The organism is Pseudomonas sp. LM13 (assembly GCF_041381355.1).
Lineage (GTDB): Bacteria > Pseudomonadota > Gammaproteobacteria > Pseudomonadales > Pseudomonadaceae > Stutzerimonas > Stutzerimonas frequens.
In genome coordinates this window covers 478987-498677 of record NZ_JACBXH010000001.1, presented here as the reverse complement: position 1 = coordinate 498677, position 19691 = coordinate 478987, and the positions used below count along the sequence as shown (strand labels likewise).

Sequence of the window (19691 nt, the reverse complement as noted above, 5' to 3'; positions counted from 1 at the left end):
GGCGCTTGCCGTCGTTCGATGATGTTCTTGCCGAGCTAACGCTCTAACAAAAACGCCGCCTCTGAAGGCGGCGTTTTTATTTCTGCATTTCAGCGGTTGCGGGTCAGCAATGCTGGCTTCTCACCACGAGGCTTGGTCGGAAGCTGTTCCAACTGCTCAATGCTGGGCAGTCGGTCCAGCTTCGACTCCTTGTGGATGATGACCGGCTGCTTTTCCTTCGGCTTCTCCGCAACGTCCCGGCGGGGACCACCGCTATCACCGTCGATCCGACGCCCTTCGTTCTTGCGGCGTGGTTGACCGCCACGGGCCGATTGGCCCTGGCGCTTGCCTTTGCCCTGAGCGCCTGCTCCGGCAGTGCCGCTGCGTGGAGCTGCCGCGGCACGTGGTTGGCTACCACCGGGTTGAGCCGGGGCGGCGGGGCGACGGCCACGTCCCTGCTTGTTCTGGTAGGGGCTGACGTAGTCGACGCTGTTGCCGAAGTTATCGACTTCGTCATCAAGAAATACGTCCGGAGCGCGATCATTCGGTAGGCGAGGCGGACGGCTCACCGGCGCTGCAGCAGTCTGCTCTGCTGAGCCCTGCGCTGGACGCGCAGTGCGCGGCTTGTTGCGCCCGCGGCGGTTGCGATCACCCGCTTTCGGCTCGCTGGCTGCAGTTTCGGTGGTTTTGGCGGTGCGCTCGCCCCGAGGTTTGCGCTCACTGTTGCGAGCAGGACGTGGCTGGCGCGGCTCACGGACTTCCGGCTTCTCCGCTTCGATTGTGCTGGCATCGAAGCCCATCAGATCACCGTCCGGAATCTTCTGCTTGGTCATCCGCTCGATGCCCTTCAGCAGTTTTTCCTCGTCGGGCGCGACCAGCGAGATGGCCTCACCGCTGCGCCCCGCGCGGCCGGTACGACCGATACGGTGGACATAATCTTCTTCGACATTCGGCAGCTCGAAGTTGACCACGTGAGGCAGTTGATCGATATCCAGGCCGCGTGCGGCGATATCGGTGGCGACCAGAATGCGCACCTGGTTGGCCTTGAAGTCCGCCAGCGCCTTGGTGCGGGCGTTCTGGCTCTTGTTGCCGTGAATCGCAACCGCCGGCAGCCCGTGCTTGTCGAGGTATTCGGCAAGGCGGTTGGCACCGTGCTTGGTGCGGGTGAACACCAGGACCTGTTCCCAAGCGCCTTGTGTGATCAGGTGGGCCAGCAGGGCGCGCTTGTGCGAGGCCTGCAGTCGGAACACCCGTTGCTCGATGCGCTCAACGGTGGTGTTCGGCGGTGTTACCTGGATCTTCTCCGGCTCGTGGAGCAGCTTGCTGGCGAGGTCGGTGATGTCTTTGGAGAAGGTGGCCGAAAACAGCAGGTTCTGGCGCTTGGTCGGCAGCTTGGCCAGGACCTTCTTCACGTCATGAATGAAGCCCATATCCAGCATGCGGTCGGCTTCATCGAGCACCAGAATTTCCACGTGGGAAAGGTCGATGGCCTTCTGATTCGCCAGGTCGAGCAGGCGGCCGGGGCAGGCAACCAGGACGTCAACACCTTTGGCCACAGCCTGAACCTGTGGGTTCATGCCGACGCCACCGAAGATCACCGCGCTTTTCAACGGCAGATCACGGGCATAGACCTTGAAGCTGTCATGAACCTGGGCGGCAAGTTCGCGGGTCGGCGTCAGTACCAATACGCGCGGCTGGCGTGGACCGTGACGATGCTCGCGATCGGGATGACCACCTGGGAAGAGAATTTCCAGAACGGGGAGTGCAAAACCACCGGTCTTGCCGGTTCCCGTCTGTGCAGCGACCATCAGGTCGCGTCCTTGCAACACGGCGGGAATGGCCCGCTGTTGCACCGGTGTAGGCTGGGTGTAACCGGCGGCCTCGACGGCACCGGCCAAAGCCTCGGAGAGACCGAGGGAAGCAAAGGACATGAGTAATCCTGTCTTGTTTAGGGCGAAGCCCTGGGATGGTCATGCCTGGCTCGAATCGCGACTGGCGTGCGATCCCGTCCGGTCCTGCCGCGGGTCATATATGGCGGCATCCGGGCGTAAGCCTGGCGGAAGCGCGGAGTATAACAGAGCCTGTTAACGCCGCATTGCTCTGACAGTGTCGCAGGTCACGGGTTCATTAGCCAGCTCCGTATTTCTACGGAGCCGGTTGGTGCTCAGCGTGACAGCCCGAGGTTGTTCCAGATCGCCAGGCTCGGCTCGGCCTGGTTCAGCGTATAGAAGTGCAGGCCGGGCGCACCGCCGGCCAGCAGCTTCTCGCACATCTCGGTGATGACCTGCTCGCCGAAGGCCTGGATGCTCTGCATGTCGTCGCCATAGCTTTCGAGCTGCTTGCGCACCCAACGCGGAATCTCCGCACCGCAGGCATCTGAAAAGCGTGCCAGCTTACTGTAGTTGGTGATCGGCATGATGCCGGGCACCACCGGGGTTTCCACTCCGAGTTTGCGCACGCGCTCGACGAAGTAGAAGTAGCAGTCGGCATTGAAGAAGTACTGGGTGATGGCACTGTCGGCGCCGGCCCTGGCCTTGCGCACGAAGTTGGTCAGGTCGTCTTCGAAGTTGCGCGCCTGCGGATGCATTTCCGGGTAGGCGGCAATCTCGATATGGAAGTGATCGCCGGTTTCGCTGCGGATGAACTCGACCAGTTCGTTGGCGTAGCGCAGCTCGCCGCTGGCCATGCCCATGCCGGAGGGCAGGTCGCCGCGAAGGGCGACGATGCGCTTGATACCGGCATCCTTGTAGAGGTTCAGCAGTTCGCGCAGCTCGGCCTTGCTGTCGCCGACGCAGGACAGGTGCGGTGCGGTCGGCACCTTCACCTCGCCGTCGAGCTGCAGCACGGTGTTGAGCGTGCGGTCACGGGTCGAGCCACCGGCACCGTAAGTGCAGGAGAAGAAATCGGGTTGGTAGCCGGCCAGCTGGCGGGCCACGTTCAGCAGTTTTTCGTGCCCGGCTTCGGTCTTGGTGGGAAAGAATTCGAAGCTGATGGATGGGCGGTTCAAAGCGGTCATTCGGTTATTCCTTGGGCTGCAGGCTGCTGGCGACGAATGCAGGGCACAGTTCGTCGCCAGCAGCATGACCTGCTTAGTAGCGGTAGCTGTCCGGCTTGAACGGGCCTTCGACGGTCACACCGATGTACTCCGCCTGCTTGGTGGTCAGCTGGGTGACCACGCCACCGAAGCCCTTGACCATTTCCAGCGCCACTTCCTCGTCGAGCTTCTTCGGCAGCACCATGACGGTGACGTTCTTGCTCTTCTCGGCCACCGGCAGGTCGGCGAACTTCTCGTTGTACAGGTGGATCTGCGCCAGCACCTGGTTGGCGAAGGAGCCGTCCATGATCCGGCTCGGATGACCGGTGGCGTTGCCCAGATTCACCAGGCGGCCTTCGGCCAGCAGGATCAGGTAGTCGTCGTTGGTGGGGTCGACGGTCTTGCCGGTGCGGTGGATCTTGTGCACCTGCGGCTTGACCTCTTCCCAGCCCCAGTTGGCGCGCATGAAGGCGGTGTCGATCTCATTGTCGAAGTGGCCGATGTTGCACACCACGGCGCGCTTCTTCAGTGCCTTGAGCATGCCGGCGTCGCAGACGTTGACGTTACCGGTGGTGGTGACGATCAGGTCGATCTTGCCCAGCAGTGCCGCGTCGACGCTGGCTTCGGTGCCGTCGTTGATGCCGTCCTTGTAGGGGGAGACCAGCTCAAAGCCATCCATGCAGGCCTGCATGGCGCAGATCGGATCGACCTCGGAGACCTTGACGATCATGCCTTCCTGGCGCAGCGACTGTGCCGAGCCCTTGCCGACGTCGCCGTAGCCGACGACCAGCGCCTGCTTGCCCGACAGCAGGTGGTCGGTGGCGCGCTTGATGGCATCGTTCAGGCTGTGACGGCAGCCGTACTTGTTGTCGTTCTTGCTCTTGGTTACAGAGTCGTTGACGTTGATCGCCGGGATCTTCAGCGTGCCGCCCTTGAGCATGTCGAGCAGGCGATGCACGCCAGTGGTGGTTTCCTCGGTCACGCCGTGGACGCGCTCGAGCACCTGCGGATACTTGTCGTGCAGGATCTGGGTCAGGTCACCGCCATCATCCAGCACCATGTTGGCATCCCACGGCTGGCCGTCCTTGAGGATGGTCTGCTCGATGCACCACTCGTATTCTTCCTCGGTCTCGCCCTTCCAGGCGAACACCGGGATGCCGGCAGCGGCGATGGCGGCAGCGGCCTGGTCCTGGGTGGAGAAGATGTTGCAGCTCGACCAACGCACTTCCGCGCCGAGCGCGATCAGCGTCTCGATCAGCACGGCGGTCTGGATGGTCATGTGAATGCAGCCGAGGATCTTCGCGCCCTTGAGCGGCTGCTCGGCGGCGTATTTCTTGCGCAGGCCCATCAGCGCGGGCATTTCGGATTCGGCGATGATGATTTCGCGGCGGCCCCAGGCAGCCAGGGAAATATCGGCGACCTTGAAGTCGGTGAAACCGGCAGGCGTCATGACAGCACTCATCGAAGAGTTCTCCATTCGTATAGATGCGAATGGGCGCCGTTGATGCGTTCTGGAAACGCCCCATCCGAGCCTGACAGGTTTCATCCTGCTGCAGCGCCCCTCGGACGGGTGGCGGGCACGGTCGAAGCGGAGTCGACCGGGGAAAAGCCTGGCGATTATAGCTGCGCCGCGCGGCAATCCCAACCCCGCGTGGCGCGAACTACCGTGCGCGTGAGGGGGTCGAAAACTGCAGGTTCGGTGACCCTTGCCGGGCGAAACCGTTTCAGGAGACCGCCATGAACCCCATGCTTCGCTTAGCGCCCGTGTTGCTTGTCGGCGCCTTCAGCCTGCCTGCCGCCGCCAAATCCTGCTACGTGCACAGCGAAACCTCCGGCGCGGTTCCTGCGCCAGTGGTGACCGAGCAGTGTTTCGAATTCCACGGCGTGGACAAGGACGACGCCATCGACTGGGTTTGCCAGGACAATGAGGCCGTGAGAAATTCGCGCCGCGAGCTCCGCGACAGCTGTCCCGACGGCCACTTCGGTGTCTGCACCGCGCCGATGACGGCAGAGACGCTGGCCAACGAACGTGCCACTGGCTCCCAGGCGAAGAACGGTACCTTGCCCAGCCAGGTGGGCGGCGATGCTACGATCGTCACCTATCACTATCACGCCAGTGATCGGGCCCAGGCCAAGATCGATTGCGAAAGCGCTGGCGGCAGCTGGTCGCAATAGCCTGTTGAGCAATCTTGGCTGACGGAGTCGAAACCCGACTGATTTGTTCAACCGCGCGTGGACGGGGATAATCCCGCGCTTTGCATCGACGAGTGGTTGAACCATGAAGCTGAGTCTGCTGAGCCTGTCCCTGATTGCTGTCCTGGCGCTGACTGGCTGCGACCGGGTCGACCCCAATTCCCCATTGGGCAAGCGCAAGGCGATCTACCAGGCGATGCTCGATACCAAGGAAGACCTTGGCGGCATGCTGCGTGGGCGCATCCCGTTTGACGGCGAAGGCTTCAGTGCAGGCGCGGCCAAGCTGGACGAACTCTCGCGACAGCCTTGGCAGCATTATCCCGATGTGAAGGAAGAGCAGAGCGACGCGCGTGACGACGTCTGGCAGCGTCAGGAGCGATTCAAGGAGATGGCCCGCGAACTGGAAGCGACCACGGCCGCGCTGGTGAGCGTGACGACCTCCGCCCCGGTTACTGCACAAAGCGTGGCGCCGGCGTTCCAGCGGGTCGAGGATGCCTGTGAAGCCTGCCACAAGGAGTTCCGCGCCTACTGACGGCGCAGCGATTCGAGCTTTTCCCGCGACTTGGCCAGCTGATTGCGGCGCAGCTCGATCAGCTGAGCATCACCGGTGCCCAGAGCCTCGCGTAGCAGCGTCTCGCGCCGCTCAACCTGGCGATTGGTGTGATCGTATTCGACTTGATGCGGGTGCAGGGCAACCACGCCCTGGCACTGCTCGGTCAGGCCCTGCAATTCGCTGTCGAGTTGCGTCTGGCGCAGCTTGTCACCCTGCAGGCGTGCCTGTTGCAGCTGCTCGCCCAGCGCCTGACGCTCGGTCTGGCACTGGCTCTCGACTGTCGAAGGGGCTGCCAGCAGCGGGCTGATGACGGCCGTACCGATCAGCAGGGCAAATGGCCAATGTCGCAAAGACATGCCTCGCCTCCATGATTGTTATTCAGCCTCTATCGACAGCTGGGTGGGGCGAAAGTCCCTCAGGTACCCGGAATGCCGACGACCCGTAGCCTTTCACGCAGCGCTTGCAGTTCGGGTTCGCGAAAGAATGCCTGAAGCTGTTTCGCTCGCGCCGGCCCCACGCCGGCTTCGACCTGCCATTGCGCCGGGTCCCGCGCTGACAGTGCGTCCCAGTCCAGAGTCGCCTGCAATGCTTTGCCGGGCATGCCCAGCGCCTTCAGCCACTGCGCCAGCGGTCGTTTGCGGGCCTGGGCGAAGGTGGTCGCCAGTTTGCTCGCGCGCGCTTCGCCGATGCCCGGCACCTTCTGCAGCGTGACGGCATCCAGCGTCAGCCAGGCGAGCAGGTCGGGCAGCAATCCGGCGTCGAGCAGCGCCTGCCAGCTGCCGGCTCCGATGCCATCGAGGGCGAGGCCCTGCTTGCCGCCGAGCCAGACAAGTCGGGAAAGAAACTGCTGCTCGCAGCCGGGCAGTGGCCGCCAGCAACTGTGTGGGTGATAACGGTTCGGCTCAGGCACGGCCACTGCGGCCCGCTCCGTGGCGCGCCAGGCCACTGAGTCCAGCTGCGGAATGCTGTGCCCGGCGAGCGCAACCGCGACCCGGTCGCCGGGGCGCACATCCAGCGCCCGCCAGCGCTCCAGCGAGCCGAGGCTCAGCGTGCGGATGCGACGGCCGTCGAGCTGGACCGGGACGAGCTGCAGCAGCGGCGTGATGCGCCCGGTGCGACCGATGCGAAACTCCACCTCGCGCACCTCGGTCAACGCCTTGCGCAGCGGGTACTTCCAGGCGGCGGCCCAATAGGGTTCCGCCTGCCAGCGCTCGGCCGGTGGACGCTGACCCTGGCGCAGCACCACGCCATCGCTGGCGAACGGCAACGCCTGGCGGTACCAGTGCTCGCGCCAATGTTGCGCTTGTTTGAAGCCCTGAACCGGTTGCGTAAGCGCCTGGCTGTCGGCGAAACCAAGCTCAGCCAAGCGTGCGAGGCGGGTTTGCATCGGCGCGGGGCCGTTTGGCCAGTCCCAGACGAACAGGCCGATCCGCGCGGCGGTGCTGGCGCCCAGACTGTTGCTGGCCATGGCGCCAGCGACGCGCCCGCGAGCCCCCGCGCTGCCGTGGGTGGCCTGGACATGCTGGTCCATTCGCCAATACAGCTCCCCCTGCAGAATGACCTCGCCGGCCAGCGCCAGGCGCGCCGGGATCGCCGCCAGTCTGCGGGCATTGGCCGTCCAGTCCTGCCCGGTGAGGCCGTCGCCGCGGCTGATGGCCTGCTGCAGGACGCCGTCGCGATAGACCAGGGTGACCGCGACACCGTCTATCTTGGGCTGGATCCACAGGTCCTCGCGCCGCGCGATCCAGGCGGCGACCGCCTGCTCATCGGCGAGCTTGGCCAGGCCGGTCTGGCGGATCGGATGGCGAAGCGGGCCGCCGGCGCCGGCCAACGGGTCCGGAGCCGCGAGGGTGCTGGGGAAACAAAGGTGCCAGTCGTGCAGGCGCGCACGGCTCTGGTCGTAGATTTCGTCATCCACCAGCGCCAGGCCGCGGCGGTGATAGGCGTCGTCCCACTCGGCGAGCTGCGTTTGCAGCTGGTGGATTTCCTGCTGTGCTCGGGCGTCGTCCCAGGTCGGGCAGGTGGCGAGGCAGACAGGGGTAAACAGGCATAGCGATAGTGCGATCAGGCGTGGCATGACGAGCATCCTTGCTCTGGTGACAGGAGCGTGGCCCGCCGTCGCTGGCGGGCCGATGCCGGATTGTCGCCTGCCTGGCGCGTGCCGACCGTGCGTCAGCGCATGTTGAACAGCTCCTGATGGAAATCTCGCGGTGGCAGGCCGCGGCGCTGCAGGTCCTTGCTCAGATCCTGACCAAAGCCGGCCGGGCCGCAGAACCAGACGTCACTGTTCTGCCACTGCGGCGCCAACTGGCGCAGGCGCTCGGGTGTCAGCCGGCCGCCCTCGCTGGCTACCAGCACGTGCAGACGCACCCGGGCGCGCTCGGCCAGCTGACGGATGCGCTCGATGAAGCCCTGATCCGGCGCGCTGGTGCAGTAGAACAGGTCGACGTTGTCGCCCGTGCCGCTGTCGGCCAGCGCCTGCAGGCGGCCAATGAACGGCGCGATGCCGATGCCGCCGGCCACCCAGATCTGACGCGGCTGGCGGCTGTGGAAATCGAAGCAGCCATAGGGCCCTTCGACCTTCACCGCGTCGCCCACCTTCAGGGTGTCCGGCAGGGTTCGGGTGTAGTCACCGAGCCCCTTGATGGAGAAGGCCAGCTTGCCGTCGTTGCACCAAGCCGAGGAGAGGCTGAAGGGGTGCGGCCCTTCCTTGTCGTCGAAAGTGACGAAGGCGAACTGCCCGGCCTTGTGCCCCGGCCAGGCACCGTCGAGCTTGATATCGACACGTAGCACGCGGTTATCGCGGTGATGGGTCAGGCTTTCGATGCGGCCGACCACCTGATGCTTGCGGCCGATGCGGCGCAGCAGCGAAATGCAGGCAGCGACAGAGCCCGACGCCATCAGCACGGCGAGAACCAGGCCCAACGGCGAGGTCCAGTAGCCTGGCGGGGTCAGCACGATCGAGTGCGCCACCAGGGCCAGGTAGACCAGCGCCAGCCAGCGGTGCGTCTTGAAGAACCAGCGATAGGGGAAGCGCTTGACCAATGCCAGCACGATGAGGATGACGGCGGCATAGAAGGCCCATTCACCGATGTCCTCGGCGAGGCCGCGGAAACGCTGCAGCAGGGCGAAGATGCCTTCGTGCCCCTGGCCCTCGCCGGCGCGCCGGGCCGGCTTTTCCAACCAGCCGAAGCCGACCAGCCATTTCGGAATCTGCCCCCAGCCCCAGTGGAAGATGGCGATCACCAGCGCGCTGATACCCAGCCACTTGTGCAGCCGATAGGTCTTGTCCAGGCCGTCGAAGAAGCGTTCGAAGCGCCGCGGCCGCACCGCCAGTATCATTGCCACGCTCATCGCGACGATGCCGAGGACCCCGCTGTAGTGCACCATTACCTTGCGCAGCGGCCAGATCTGATAGCGCGCCATGATGAAGTCGTCCACCAGCAACCAGAGCAGCGTCAGTCCGACGAACAGCGCGACGTAGGTGAGTTTTATCTGTCTCATCTCGGGAAAGCCTCCTTGCTGGCGACCCGTGTGCCAGCGCTTCCAAGCATCTATGCAGTACCGCGACGCCGCCATGATCACGGTCACTACGAAGCGTGACTGGGAGACGCGGGCGCTCTGCGTTGCGTTTTTATCTACAATTCCGCCCCTGATTCCTCGAAGAGACGAGCCCGTGCAACCAGTGATCGCCATCGAGCAGCTCACCAAGACCTACGCTTCCGGCCACCCGGCGCTCAAGCGCATCGACCTCGAGATCCGCAAGGGCGAGATCTTCGCCCTGCTCGGCCCGAACGGTGCCGGCAAGACCACGCTGATCAGCATCATCTGCGGCATCGTCAACCCCGGCAGCGGGCGGGTGCTGGTCGACGGCCACGACATCGTCCAGGACTACCGCGCCGCCCGCTCGAAGATCGGCTTGGTGCCGCAGGAGCTGTTCAACGAGGGCTTCGAAAGCGTCTGGGCGACGGTGCGGTTCTCGCGCGGCCTGTTTGGCAAGGCGCCTGACGATTCGTTCCTGGAGAAACTGTTGCGCGATTTGTGGCTATGGGACAAGCGCCATGCCCGAATCCTGGAGCTTTCCGGCGGCATGAAGCGCCGCGTGATGATCGCCAAGGCGCTGTCCCACGAGCCATCGATCCTGTTCCTCGACGAGCCCACCGCCGGCGTCGACGTCGAGCTGCGTCGCGACATGTGGGAGATGGTCCGCGGCCTGCGCGAGCGCGGCGTGACCATCATCCTCACCACGCACTACATCGAGGAGGCCGAGGAGATGGCCGACCGCATCGGGGTGATCAGCAAGGGCGAGATCATCCTCGTCGAGGACAAGCATGTGCTGATGCACAAGCTCGGCAAGAAGCAGCTGACCCTGCACCTGCAGCGTCCGCTGGCGGCGATCCCGGGCGAGCTGGCCGATTATCCGCTGGAGCTGACTGATGCCGGCAATCAGCTGGTATTCACCTTCGATGCCCAGCACGAGGACACCGGTATCGCCGAGCTGCTCAGGCGCCTGGCCGCCCACGGCATCGATTTCAAGGACCTGCAGTCGAGCCAGAGCTCGCTGGAAGAAATCTTCGTCAACCTTGTTCACGGTCGCTGAAGGAACAACTGCATGAATGTCTACGCGATCCGCGCGATTTACCTGTTCGAACTGGCGCGCACCTGGCGCACCCTGCTGCAGAGCATCGCCACCCCGGTGATCTCGACGTCGCTTTACTTCGTCGTATTCGGCTCGGCCATCGGCGCGCGCATGGAGGCGATGCACGGCATCCCCTACGGCGCGTTCATCATCCCCGGCCTGATCATGATGGCGCTGCTCACCGAGAGCATTTCCAATGCCTCGTTCGGCATCTACATGCCGCGCTACTCGGGGACGATCTACGAGGTGCTGTCGGCGCCGGTGTCCTACATCGAGATCGTCATCGGCTACGTCGGTGCGGCGGCGACCAAGTCGCTGGTGCTCGGCGTGATCATCCTCATCACCGCGCGGCTGTTCGTCGACTACGAGATCCAGCATCCGCTGATGATGGCGCTGTTCCTGGTGCTGACGGCGATTACCTTCTGCCTGTTCGGCTTCATCATCGGCATCTGGGCCGACGGCTGGGAGAAGCTGCAGATCGTCCCGGCGCTGATCGTCACGCCTTTGGCCTTTCTCGGCGGCAGCTTCTACTCCATCGAGATGCTGCCGCCGCTGTGGCAGAAGGTCACCCTGTTCAACCCGGTGGTCTACCTGATCAGCGGCTTCCGCTGGAGCTTCTACGGTGTCTCGGACATCAGCGTCGGCATCAGCCTGGCGATGATTCTCGGCTTCCTCGCCGCCTGCCTGCTGGCGGTGTGGTGGATCTTCAAGACCGGCTATCGCTTGAAGAACTGAGGAAGGAAAGGCGGTTTCGCGGGCAGCGCAGGATTTCATCCTACCGGATCGGCTGATCAGCTCTCGGCATCCTGCACCGAGAGCCGCGGCTGGTGGATCAGAGCCCTTGAGGTAGGAAGCGGGTGGCCCCGCTTACATCATCGATTTTCTTGATGCGCAGGGCCTTGTGGCAGGTCTCATCGCGCGTTCCGCTCGGACAGTAGCGGCTGATGAATGCATCCAGCGTCATGTCGGAGCCATCCACGGTGAGGATGCGGCGCCAGTATTCGCCTTCGATTCCCTGGGCTTGTCGCTCCCGAGTTCTTTCCTGATCCACTTCCAGACGACCACGCACGTCCACGTTGGGAACGCTTGGTACCGGGTCTTCATTCGAGCAGCCGGATAACGCCAGGCATGCGAATGCCAGGATCGTAATGTGCTTCATGAAATCATCCTGAAAGCCCCGGCTTACCGGGGCGGTAGCTGAGCCTTAGTCGAAGAGGCGCTTGGAGCGATTGACTTCGGCTTGGCCGGCATCTTCGAGCAGAGCCTTGGTGCCGGAAGTTACGTTGCGCAGCGAGTCCGCCTCCGACTGGATCACGTCGGTACGTGCGGCCTGATCGCGCAGTTCGGCATCGATATAGTCGTTGGCGCGCGCGGTGCGTGCACGCTTGGCCTGAAGCTCCAGGCGACGCTCTTCGAGCTCGAGGGCTCGTAGTTCGTCCTCGAAGGCTTCCTCGCGCGAGCGGACACGCTTGTTCTCCGCTTCGATCGCAGCGCGCTGCTCGCTAGCTCGTTTCTGTGCGGCTTGCTGCGCGGCGGCGCGCTGGCGCCGCTCGGTCTCCTCTCGGGCTTCTGCTCGGGCACGGGCGGCTGCAGCCTCGCGGATTCGCTCGGCTTCGGCAGCGGCCTCGGCCTGCTTGGTCTGCTGTTCGATCTGGTAGAGCTGATCGAATTGATTGGCGGCGACAGACGTAGAGACGAGCAGTGCAGTTGTTGCGAGAAGGGCGAGTCTCATCGCTTAACCCTTCTGCGGCTCGGGGCAGGTCGCATTCGGCTGAATGCGTGTCTCGTTGTTGATGGTCATCACCATCAACGAGATTTCACCTGCCTTGAACTCGCAGGGACGGCCAACCTGAGCCGAGGTGAAAATCTTGCCGTTCTCCGAATAACCGATGAGCACGCCGGGAACCAGCGAGGTGTCGCTGACCAGCGAGCCAGCCATGGCGCCGGCGGCACCGCCGGCGACCCCGCCGACGATGGCCGTGTCAGTGTTGTTCTGGTTGCCCAGCGCGGCGCCACCAATGGCACCGAGCAGGCCGCCGACCATCATGGCGGCTTTCTTGTTCTGCTCGTTGCTGACTTTGATCTTGGTGGCGGAGACGGTGACGATCTTGACCGTCTTAGCCTCCTGCTGCGTGTTGACCTGTGAGGCGTCGAAGACGTCCGCCTGGTACTGCTCGCCGGTGCTTTGGCAGCCGGTAATCAGCGTGGCGATGGCGAGCGATAGGCAGCAACGTTTGATCATGATCCTTTTTCCTTATCCCTGATCGTGGTTCTGAATCCGTGACGCATCCGTACATGGATGGCGATTTGATATCAGTTTATGCGGGGCAGGAAATTGCGGTAAACCCTCGGCGGGCTGCCGCAGGGCAGGCTCAGCGGGCAAAAAGCGGCGTCAATACTGGGGGATTGATAGCAATCTGCGGCAGATGGTCGCATCCAGGCCTGCGCCTGTATCGAGGTGGTGGCGCGGCAATGAAAAAGCCCCGCACGGCATGGCCGGCGGGGCTTTGGCTGCTGCGTGGGTTGGTTAGTTACAACCCCGCTGCAGCACGCAGTGCGTCGGCCTTGTCGGTGCGTTCCCAGGTGAAGGCGGTGAAGGTGTCGGCACCCACCGTCATTTCGTAGGGGTTGCGGCCGAAGTGGCCGTAGGCGGCGGTGGCGCGATACATCGGGTGCAGCAGGTCGAGCATGCGAGTGATCGCGTAGGGACGCAGGTCGAAGTGCTCGCGCACCAGGGCGATGATCTTATCGTCGCTGAGCTTGCCGGTGCCGAAGGTGTTCAGCGAGATGGAGGTCGGCTGTGCCACACCGATGGCGTAGGACACCTGAATCTCGCAGCGGTCGGCGAGGCCTGCGGCAACGATGTTCTTGGCAACGTAGCGGCCGGCGTAGGCGGCGCTGCGGTCGACCTTGGACGGGTCCTTGCCGGAGAAGGCGCCGCCGCCGTGGCGGGCCATGCCGCCGTAGGTGTCGACGATGATCTTGCGTCCGGTCAGGCCGCAGTCGCCGACCGGGCCGCCGATGACGAATTGGCCGGTCGGGTTGATGTGGTACTGGGTGTCCTTGTGCAGCAACTCGGCCGGCAGGCTGTGCTTGATGATCAGCTCCATCACCGCTTCGCGCAGGTCGCTCTGCTTGACGTCGGGGTTGTGCTGGGTCGACAGCACCACGGCATCGATACCGGCGACCTTGCCGTTCTCGTAGCGGCAGGTGACCTGGCTCTTGGCGTCCGGACGCAGCCACGGCAGCAGGCCGTTCTTGCGTGCCTCGGCCTGGCGCTCGACCAGGGCATGGGAGAAGCGGATCGGCGCCGGCATCAGCACGTCGGTCTCGTTGCTGGCGTAGCCGAACATCAGGCCCTGGTCGCCGGCACCCTGGTCTTCCGGCTTGGTGCGGTCGACGCCCTGGGCGATATCCACCGACTGCTTGCCGATGATGTTGATGATGCCGCAGGTGGCGCCGTCGAAACCGACCTCCGAGCTGTTGTAGCCGATGTCGACGATGACGTCGCGCACCAGTTGCTCCAGATCGACCCAGGCGCTGGTGGTCACTTCACCGGCGACGATGGCCACACCGGTCTTGACCAGGGTTTCGCAGGCCACGCGGGCGTGCTTGTCCTCGGCGATGATGGCGTCGAGCACCGCATCGGAGATCTGGTCGGCGATCTTGTCCGGATGCCCTTCGGATACGGACTCGGAGGTGAAAATCGAGTATTCGCTCATCTATCGGTTTCCTATTACCGGTGGGTGAGTCGGTCGTCAGGAGCGGACCGGGAGAAGCACCGGGCCTGGATCTGAAAACCGTTTTTCAAGCCAATGTAGAGGCTCTCGCCGGGCGTGAGCCCCGCGGCATCGGCCCAACGGGCCAGATCGTCCTGTTCGAAGCCCAACCAGAGATCGCCGCAGGCCTCCCTGGCCCAACTCTGGTTGTGGCTGCACAGCTCCGTGACCAGCAGACTACCGCCTGCGTTCACCAGCCGTGCCAGTTGTTTCATTGCCTCGCCCGGCGCTGCCAGGTGATGCAGCACCATGTTCAACACCACACAGTCGGCTGGCCGGCAGTCGTCGTGCAGTGCGTCGGCGAGCTTCAGCTCGACGTTGTCGAGCCCCTCCTGTTCGCAGCGGGCACGCGCCAGGTCGAGCATGGCCGGACTGTTGTCCAGCGCCACGACGCGGGCGAAGCGGCCGGCCAGTTCCGGCAGGAAGCTGCCGTCGCCGGGGCCGACTTCCAGCGCCGTGGCGCCGGCAGCGAAGTTCAGCGCGTCGAGCAGGGCCACCACGCTGTCGCGGTACTGCGGCAGGCCGGCGATCAGATCCTGGCGGGCCTGGAAGCTGTCGGCCATGCGCGCGAAGAAATCCTCGCTGGCGGCACTGCGCTGGGCGTGCACGGCGGCGATGCGCCCCTCGATCTCGCGCGGCAGCTCCAGGCGGTCCGCTTCTTCCAGCAGCGCCGCATGCAGCCTGCCGCCGAGGCTGTCGAGCTGCGGCAGGCTGCGCCGGTAGAACACGGCATTGCCTTCGCGGCGGGTCGCCAGCAGCCCGGCCTGGGTCAGCACCTTGAGGTGATGGCTCATTCCCGACTGGCCGGTGGCGAAGATCTGCGCCAGCTCCAGCACGCCGAACGAGTCGCTGGCCAACGCGCGCAGCACGTTCAGGCGCAGCGCATCGCCGCCGGCCTTGCACAGGGCGGCGAGCTGGTCACTGGCGTCGTAACGGATCTGGGGAAAGCGCAGGCTCATAGGCCGCGAAGTCTAGTCGGACCGTTTTCACCCAGCAAGGGCAATATCAAAAAGTTTTGATATTGCCCTTGCTGGCGCAGGGTCAATGCAGCAGGCGGGACAGTCCGAGGGTGCAGGAGACCAGACCCAGGCCGATGAGGAAGTAGTTGGGCAGGATATCCAGCAGACGCTGGATCAGCCCTTCGCCGGCCAGGCGGCGCGACAGCAGGCTGTAGGTGAGCAGGATGCTCAGGTCGATGATTGCCCAGATCAGGATGAGCACCGTCGCCTGCGGCGCGAACGGCTGCGCGGGCAGGATGAAGCCGGGCAGAAAGGCGAGGAAGAACAGGATGTCCTTCGGGTTGGACAGGCCCACCGCCATGGCCCGCCAGAAATAGTGCGCTTCACTGCGGGTTGGCGTGGCGGTGTCGCTGCGGCCGCCGCACAGGCCGTCGCAGCCGAGCCAGATCAGGTAGAGCCCGCCAAGGATCTGGCCGGCCTCGAGCACGATCGGTTGCAGGTCCAGCGCCAGGTAGATCATCACCAGCGCGGCGATCATCAGTACCTGGGCCGATACCACGCCACCGAGAATCGTCCACAGCGGCCAGCGGCGGCGAGCGTCGGCCACCACCAGGGCGACCACCGGTCCGGGGGAGGCGATCAGCAGTGCGACCGCGGCGGCGAAGGCGAGGTAGGTGGCGTTCATAGTTCGGTCACCAGGCCGAATACGCGGCTGCGCTTGCCCAGCCGCTCGGCGTAGAAGTTGGGATTGGTGATGGCGAAGGCGCGCTGGATCCAGCGGTCGCTGCCATCGAAGCGCGCGCTGAAGGGGCTGCGCGCGTGGGCGGTGCGGCGGTTGTCGATGATCAGCATGTCGCCGCGGTTCAGGCGCACGGGCTCGACCACTTCCCAGGCGATGTTGCGCAGCTTGTCCATCAGCTGCTGGGCGCGGCTGCTGAAAGCCAGCATGAACTGCGGGTCGAAACGAAAGAAGGGCGCGTCCGGATCGCCATAGAGGATGGTCTGGTGGCGGTTGATGTCGATGCGCTGGTTCTTGCCGGTGGGGCCGTAGTCGGACAGGAAGTTGTACGGCTCGGTGAGGAAGAAGGCCTGCTCTTCGATCGGCTCGCCCAGCAGCGCCGTCGCCTGCAGCAACAGGCGTTCGCTGCTCTCGTCGGGCTTGTTCAGCTGTTCGCGGCTGGGCGGGGTGGGCGGGATATCGCCGACCGGCAGGTTTTCCAGTGTCAGGTAGCCGCGCTTGTTGCCGAACAGCCTGAAATTGAGGATATCGCCGATCTGCTCATGCTGCAGCGCGCCCTTGGTCACGGCGCGGGCCAGAAGCGTCTCGTAATGATCGTTGTGCATACATCCGTCCCTGACTTTTGTATGTGCTGGCGTGATGGGTGTTTTGGCGGGGTTGGCCTACGACCCTTAGCTGGCGCAGTATTGGGAGGTGCATGAGGATTGAAAAATGGAAAAAACAGCCGCTAAGGATGAGTTTTAGTCATGCCGGAATCCGTTATGGCAGTACCGCGCATGCCGCCTCTGTATGCGCTACGTGCGTTCGAGGTGGCGGCGCGCTTCGGCTCGTTCACCCAGGCGGCGCAGAGCCTGTTCATCACCCAGAGTGCGGTAAGCCGGCACGTGAAGACGCTGGAGGAGCATCTGGATTGCCAGCTGTTCGAGCGACATGGCTCGCGGCTGGTGCTGACCGATGCCGGCCGCCTGCTGGCGCAGGAGCTGAAGATCGGTTTCCGTACCATCGAGAACGCCTGCGTCGCGGTGACGCGCCAGCGCGGCGCGCTTCGCCTCAAGGCGCCTTCGACGCTGACCATGCGCTGGCTGCTCGGCGCGCTGAACGCCTTTCAGCTGGCTCATCCGCAGAATCGTGTGCAGCTCACCAGCGCCTGGATGGATTTGGACGCGGTGGATTTCCACAGCGAGCCGTTCGACTGCGCGATCCTGCTGGGCAACGGCGGCTTTCCGGCCGACTGGCGCCGGGTCAAGCTGTTCGACGAATGGCTGGTGCCGGTCTGCGCGCCGGAACTGCTCGGCGCGGCGCCCTGGAGCACCGAGCAGCTGGCGGCGGCCGAGCTGATTCACCCGTCGCGTGACTGCCGTGACTGGCGGCGCTGGCTGCAGCGCACCGGGCGCGTGGATGAGGTCGCCTGGCAGCAGGGCAAATTGTTCGACACCCTCGAACTGGGCATCTCCGCCGCCGCCCAGGGCCATGGCGTGTCGATCGGCGATCTGGCCCTGGTCGGTGCCGAACTGCAGCGCGGCAGCCTGGTGCTGCCGCTGCGTCAGGCGGTGCGCTCCGGCGACAGCTATTACCTGGTGTGGCCAGGCGGTGGTAGCGAGTCGGCGACGCTTGCGCGCATGCGCGACTACCTGCTCGAACACCTGCCGGATGTGACCCGCCAAGGCGTCGAACTGTTGGATTGACGGCCGATTCAGTCATTGCCCCGGCCACCCTCGGTAGGGGAAAATGGCCGCCTTTTTCTACGTACACCCCCGCAGGAGATTCAGCGATGCCCAGCCGTCGTGAGCGAGCCAATGCCATCCGCGCACTCAGCATGGATGCCGTGCAGAAAGCCAACAGCGGCCATCCCGGTGCCCCCATGGGCATGGCGGACATCGCCGAAGTGCTCTGGCGCGACCACCTGAAGCACAGCCCGACCAACCCGCAGTGGGCCGACCGCGACCGCTTCGTGCTGTCCAACGGCCATGGCTCGATGCTGATCTACTCGCTGCTGCACCTGACCGGCTACGACCTGTCCATCGACGACCTGAAGAACTTCCGCCAGCTGCACAGCAAGACCCCGGGCCACCCGGAGTTCGGCTACACCGCCGGCGTCGAGACCACCACCGGCCCGCTGGGTCAGGGTCTGGCCAACGCCGTCGGCTTCGCCCTGGCGGAGAAGGTCATGGCCGCGCAGTTCAACCGCCCCGGCCACGAGATCGTCGACCACAACACCTACGTGTTCCTCGGCGACGGCTGCATGATGGAAGGCATCAGCCACGAGGTCTGCTCGCTGGCCGGCACCTTGGGGCTGAACAAGCTGATCGCCTTCTACGATGACAACGGCATCTCCATCGATGGCGAGGTGCATGGCTGGTTCACCGACGACACCCCGCGCCGCTTCGAGGCCTATGGCTGGCAGGTGATCCGCAATGTCGACGGGCATGACGCCGACGAGATTCAGATTGCGCTGGAAACCGCGCGCAAGAGCGCACGCCCGACACTGATCTGCTGCAAGACGATCATCGGCTTCGGTTCTCCGAACAAGCAGGGCAAGGAAGAGTCCCACGGCGCTGCCCTGGGCGATGCCGAAATCGCCCTGACCCGCGAAGCGCTGGGCTGGAACCACCCGCCGTTCGAAATCCCCGCCGAGATCTACGCCGAGTGGGACGCCAAGCAGAAGGGCGCCGACGCCGAGAACGAGTGGAACAAGCGCTTCGCCGCCTATGAGGCCGAGTTCCCGGCGCTGGCTGCCGAGTTCAAGCGGCGCATGGCCGGCGAGCTGCCGGCGGACTTCGCCGAGAAGGCCAGCGAGTTCATCCGTGAAGTCGCCACCAAGGGCGAAACCATCGCCAGCCGCAAGGCCAGCCAGAACTGCCTGAACGCCTTCGGCCCGCTGCTGCCGGAGCTGCTTGGCGGCTCGGCGGACCTGGCCGGCTCCAACCTGACCCTGTGGAAGGGCTGCAAGCCGGTGGTGGCCGAGGATGCTTCGGGCAACTACATGTATTACGGCGTGCGCGAGTTCGGCATGGCCGCGATCATGAACGGCGTCGCCCTGCACGGCGGCCTGATCCCCTACGGCGCGACCTTCCTGATGTTCATGGAATACGCCCGCAACGCCGTGCGCATGTCGGCGCTGATGAAACAGCGGGTGATCTACGTGTTCACCCACGATTCCATCGGCCTCGGCGAAGACGGTCCGACCCACCAGCCGGTCGAGCAGCTGGTCGCCCTGCGCACCACGCCGAATCTGGACACCTGGCGCCCGGCCGACACCGTCGAGTCCGCGGTGGCCTGGAAGCACGCGGTCGAGCGCAAGGACGGCCCGAGCGCGCTGATCTTCTCGCGGCAGAACCTGCCGTTCCATGTGCGCGACAATGAAACCGAAGCGGCCATCGCCCGCGGCGGCTACATCCTGAAGAACTGCGCCGGCGAGCCGGAGCTGATCCTGATCGCCACCGGTTCGGAAGTCAGCCTGGCGGTGCAGGCTGCCGACAAGCTGACCGAGCAGGGCCGCAAGGTGCGCGTCGTCTCGATGCCCTGCACCAGCGTGTTCGACGCCCAAGACGCGGCCTACAAGCAGCAGGTACTGCCGGTGGAAGTCGGTGCGCGCATCGCCATCGAGGCGGCCCACGCGGACTACTGGTACAAGTACGTCGGTCTCGACGGCCGCATCATCGGCATGACCACCTACGGCGAGTCGGCTCCGGCCGGTCAGCTGTTCGAGGAATTCGGCTTCACCGTCGACAACATCCTCTCGGTGGCCGAAGAGCTGCTGGAAGACTGAATCGAGCGGCGGTGGATGACTCTGGTCATCCACCCTACGTCACGCCC

General features: G+C 64.5%; 19 protein-coding genes and 1 riboswitch. Of the genes, 6 read left to right on the top strand and 13 right to left on the bottom strand.

What is annotated here, in order from left to right:
• Positions 1–89 precede the first annotated feature (89 nt).
• The 3 genes from rhlE2 to ahcY form a co-directional block, all read right to left on the bottom strand.
• The gene (gene rhlE2 / locus HZR81_RS02275; protein ID WP_313485075.1) at positions 90–1910 is read right to left on the bottom strand and encodes an RNA helicase RhlE2; all 1821 of its coding nucleotides are present in this window, start codon (positions 1908–1910) and stop codon (positions 90–92) included.
• Between the two features lie 233 nt (positions 1911–2143).
• On the bottom strand, positions 2144–2995 hold the full coding sequence (gene metF / locus HZR81_RS02270) for a methylenetetrahydrofolate reductase [NAD(P)H] (RefSeq protein ID WP_014818765.1): 852 nt from the start codon (positions 2993–2995) through the stop codon (positions 2144–2146).
• 73 nt (positions 2996–3068) lie between these two features.
• Positions 3069–4475, bottom strand: a complete 1407-nt coding sequence (ahcY, locus tag HZR81_RS02265; RefSeq protein ID WP_014818766.1) for an adenosylhomocysteinase — start codon at positions 4473–4475, stop codon at positions 3069–3071.
• A 24-nt stretch (positions 4476–4499) separates the two neighbouring features.
• A riboswitch (S-adenosyl-L-homocysteine riboswitch) is annotated at positions 4500–4583 on the bottom strand.
• Positions 4584–4750: 167 nt separating this feature from the next.
• Between ahcY and HZR81_RS02260 the strand changes: the two genes are divergently transcribed.
• Together HZR81_RS02260 and HZR81_RS02255 are read left to right on the top strand one after the other, a co-directional pair.
• Positions 4751–5188 (top strand): hypothetical protein, encoded by a 438-nt coding sequence (locus tag HZR81_RS02260; protein WP_102838879.1) that lies wholly within the window; start codon positions 4751–4753, stop codon positions 5186–5188.
• A gap of 103 nt (positions 5189–5291) precedes the next feature.
• The gene (locus tag HZR81_RS02255) at positions 5292–5738 is read left to right on the top strand and encodes a c-type cytochrome (protein ID WP_046617533.1); all 447 of its coding nucleotides are present in this window, start codon (positions 5292–5294) and stop codon (positions 5736–5738) included.
• Here the strand turns inward: HZR81_RS02255 and HZR81_RS02250 are convergent.
• The 3 genes from HZR81_RS02250 to HZR81_RS02240 form a co-directional block, all read right to left on the bottom strand.
• Positions 5732–6115: a DUF1090 domain-containing protein gene (locus tag HZR81_RS02250; RefSeq protein ID WP_500127208.1), complete on the bottom strand. Its 384-nt coding sequence runs from the start codon at positions 6113–6115 to the stop codon at positions 5732–5734. The two genes, HZR81_RS02255 and HZR81_RS02250, sit on opposite strands and share 7 nt — an antisense overlap.
• 59 nt (positions 6116–6174) lie before the next feature.
• Positions 6175–7836: an NAD-dependent DNA ligase LigB gene (gene ligB / locus HZR81_RS02245; RefSeq protein ID WP_063540713.1), complete on the bottom strand. Its 1662-nt coding sequence runs from the start codon at positions 7834–7836 to the stop codon at positions 6175–6177.
• A 95-nt stretch (positions 7837–7931) separates the two neighbouring features.
• The gene (locus tag HZR81_RS02240) at positions 7932–9263 is read right to left on the bottom strand and encodes a ferredoxin reductase family protein (RefSeq protein ID WP_500127207.1); all 1332 of its coding nucleotides are present in this window, start codon (positions 9261–9263) and stop codon (positions 7932–7934) included.
• Positions 9264–9435: 172 nt separating this feature from the next.
• Here HZR81_RS02240 and HZR81_RS02235 point away from each other — a divergent pair, with 172 nt between their 5' ends.
• Positions 9436–10359, top strand: a complete 924-nt coding sequence (locus tag HZR81_RS02235; RefSeq protein WP_063540715.1) for an ABC transporter ATP-binding protein — start codon at positions 9436–9438, stop codon at positions 10357–10359.
• Between the two features lie 12 nt (positions 10360–10371).
• A complete protein-coding gene (locus tag HZR81_RS02230) occupies positions 10372–11133 on the top strand; it encodes an ABC transporter permease (RefSeq protein ID WP_063540716.1) in 762 nt (253 codons plus the stop codon).
• Between the two features lie 97 nt (positions 11134–11230).
• Here the strand turns inward: HZR81_RS02230 and HZR81_RS02225 are convergent, their stop codons facing one another.
• The 7 genes from HZR81_RS02225 to HZR81_RS02195 form a co-directional block, all read right to left on the bottom strand.
• Positions 11231–11557: a hypothetical protein gene (locus tag HZR81_RS02225; protein ID WP_063540717.1), complete on the bottom strand. Its 327-nt coding sequence runs from the start codon at positions 11555–11557 to the stop codon at positions 11231–11233.
• 45 nt (positions 11558–11602) lie between these two features.
• Positions 11603–12130, bottom strand: a complete 528-nt coding sequence (locus HZR81_RS02220) for a DUF5384 family protein (RefSeq protein ID WP_063540718.1) — start codon at positions 12128–12130, stop codon at positions 11603–11605.
• Between the two features lie 3 nt (positions 12131–12133).
• Positions 12134–12640, bottom strand: coding sequence for a hypothetical protein (locus tag HZR81_RS02215; RefSeq protein WP_063540719.1), 507 nt, complete (start codon positions 12638–12640; stop codon positions 12134–12136).
• A gap of 289 nt (positions 12641–12929) precedes the next feature.
• Positions 12930–14120: a methionine adenosyltransferase gene (gene metK, locus HZR81_RS02210; RefSeq protein ID WP_110778853.1), complete on the bottom strand. Its 1191-nt coding sequence runs from the start codon at positions 14118–14120 to the stop codon at positions 12930–12932.
• A 14-nt stretch (positions 14121–14134) separates the two neighbouring features.
• Positions 14135–15136 (bottom strand): ArsR/SmtB family transcription factor, encoded by a 1002-nt coding sequence (locus HZR81_RS02205; protein ID WP_326429062.1) that lies wholly within the window; start codon positions 15134–15136, stop codon positions 14135–14137.
• A gap of 82 nt (positions 15137–15218) precedes the next feature.
• Positions 15219–15821 carry a LysE family translocator gene (locus HZR81_RS02200; RefSeq protein WP_133455407.1) on the bottom strand — a complete coding sequence of 201 codons (603 nt, stop codon included), beginning with the start codon at positions 15819–15821 and terminating at the stop codon, positions 15219–15221.
• A complete protein-coding gene (locus HZR81_RS02195; RefSeq protein ID WP_500127206.1) occupies positions 15818–16480 on the bottom strand; it encodes a TauD/TfdA family dioxygenase in 663 nt (220 codons plus the stop codon). The genes HZR81_RS02200 and HZR81_RS02195 overlap by 4 nt, the downstream gene beginning before the upstream one ends.
• A 156-nt stretch (positions 16481–16636) precedes the next feature.
• Between HZR81_RS02195 and HZR81_RS02190 the strand changes: the two genes are divergently transcribed.
• Both HZR81_RS02190 and tkt read left to right on the top strand, forming a co-directional pair.
• Positions 16637–17560 (top strand): LysR substrate-binding domain-containing protein, encoded by a 924-nt coding sequence (locus HZR81_RS02190; protein WP_013984296.1) that lies wholly within the window; start codon positions 16637–16639, stop codon positions 17558–17560.
• An 86-nt stretch (positions 17561–17646) separates the two neighbouring features.
• Entirely contained in the window at positions 17647–19644 is a 1998-nt protein-coding gene (gene tkt, locus HZR81_RS02185) for a transketolase (RefSeq protein WP_063540725.1), read from the top strand.
• Positions 19645–19691 lie beyond the last annotated feature (47 nt).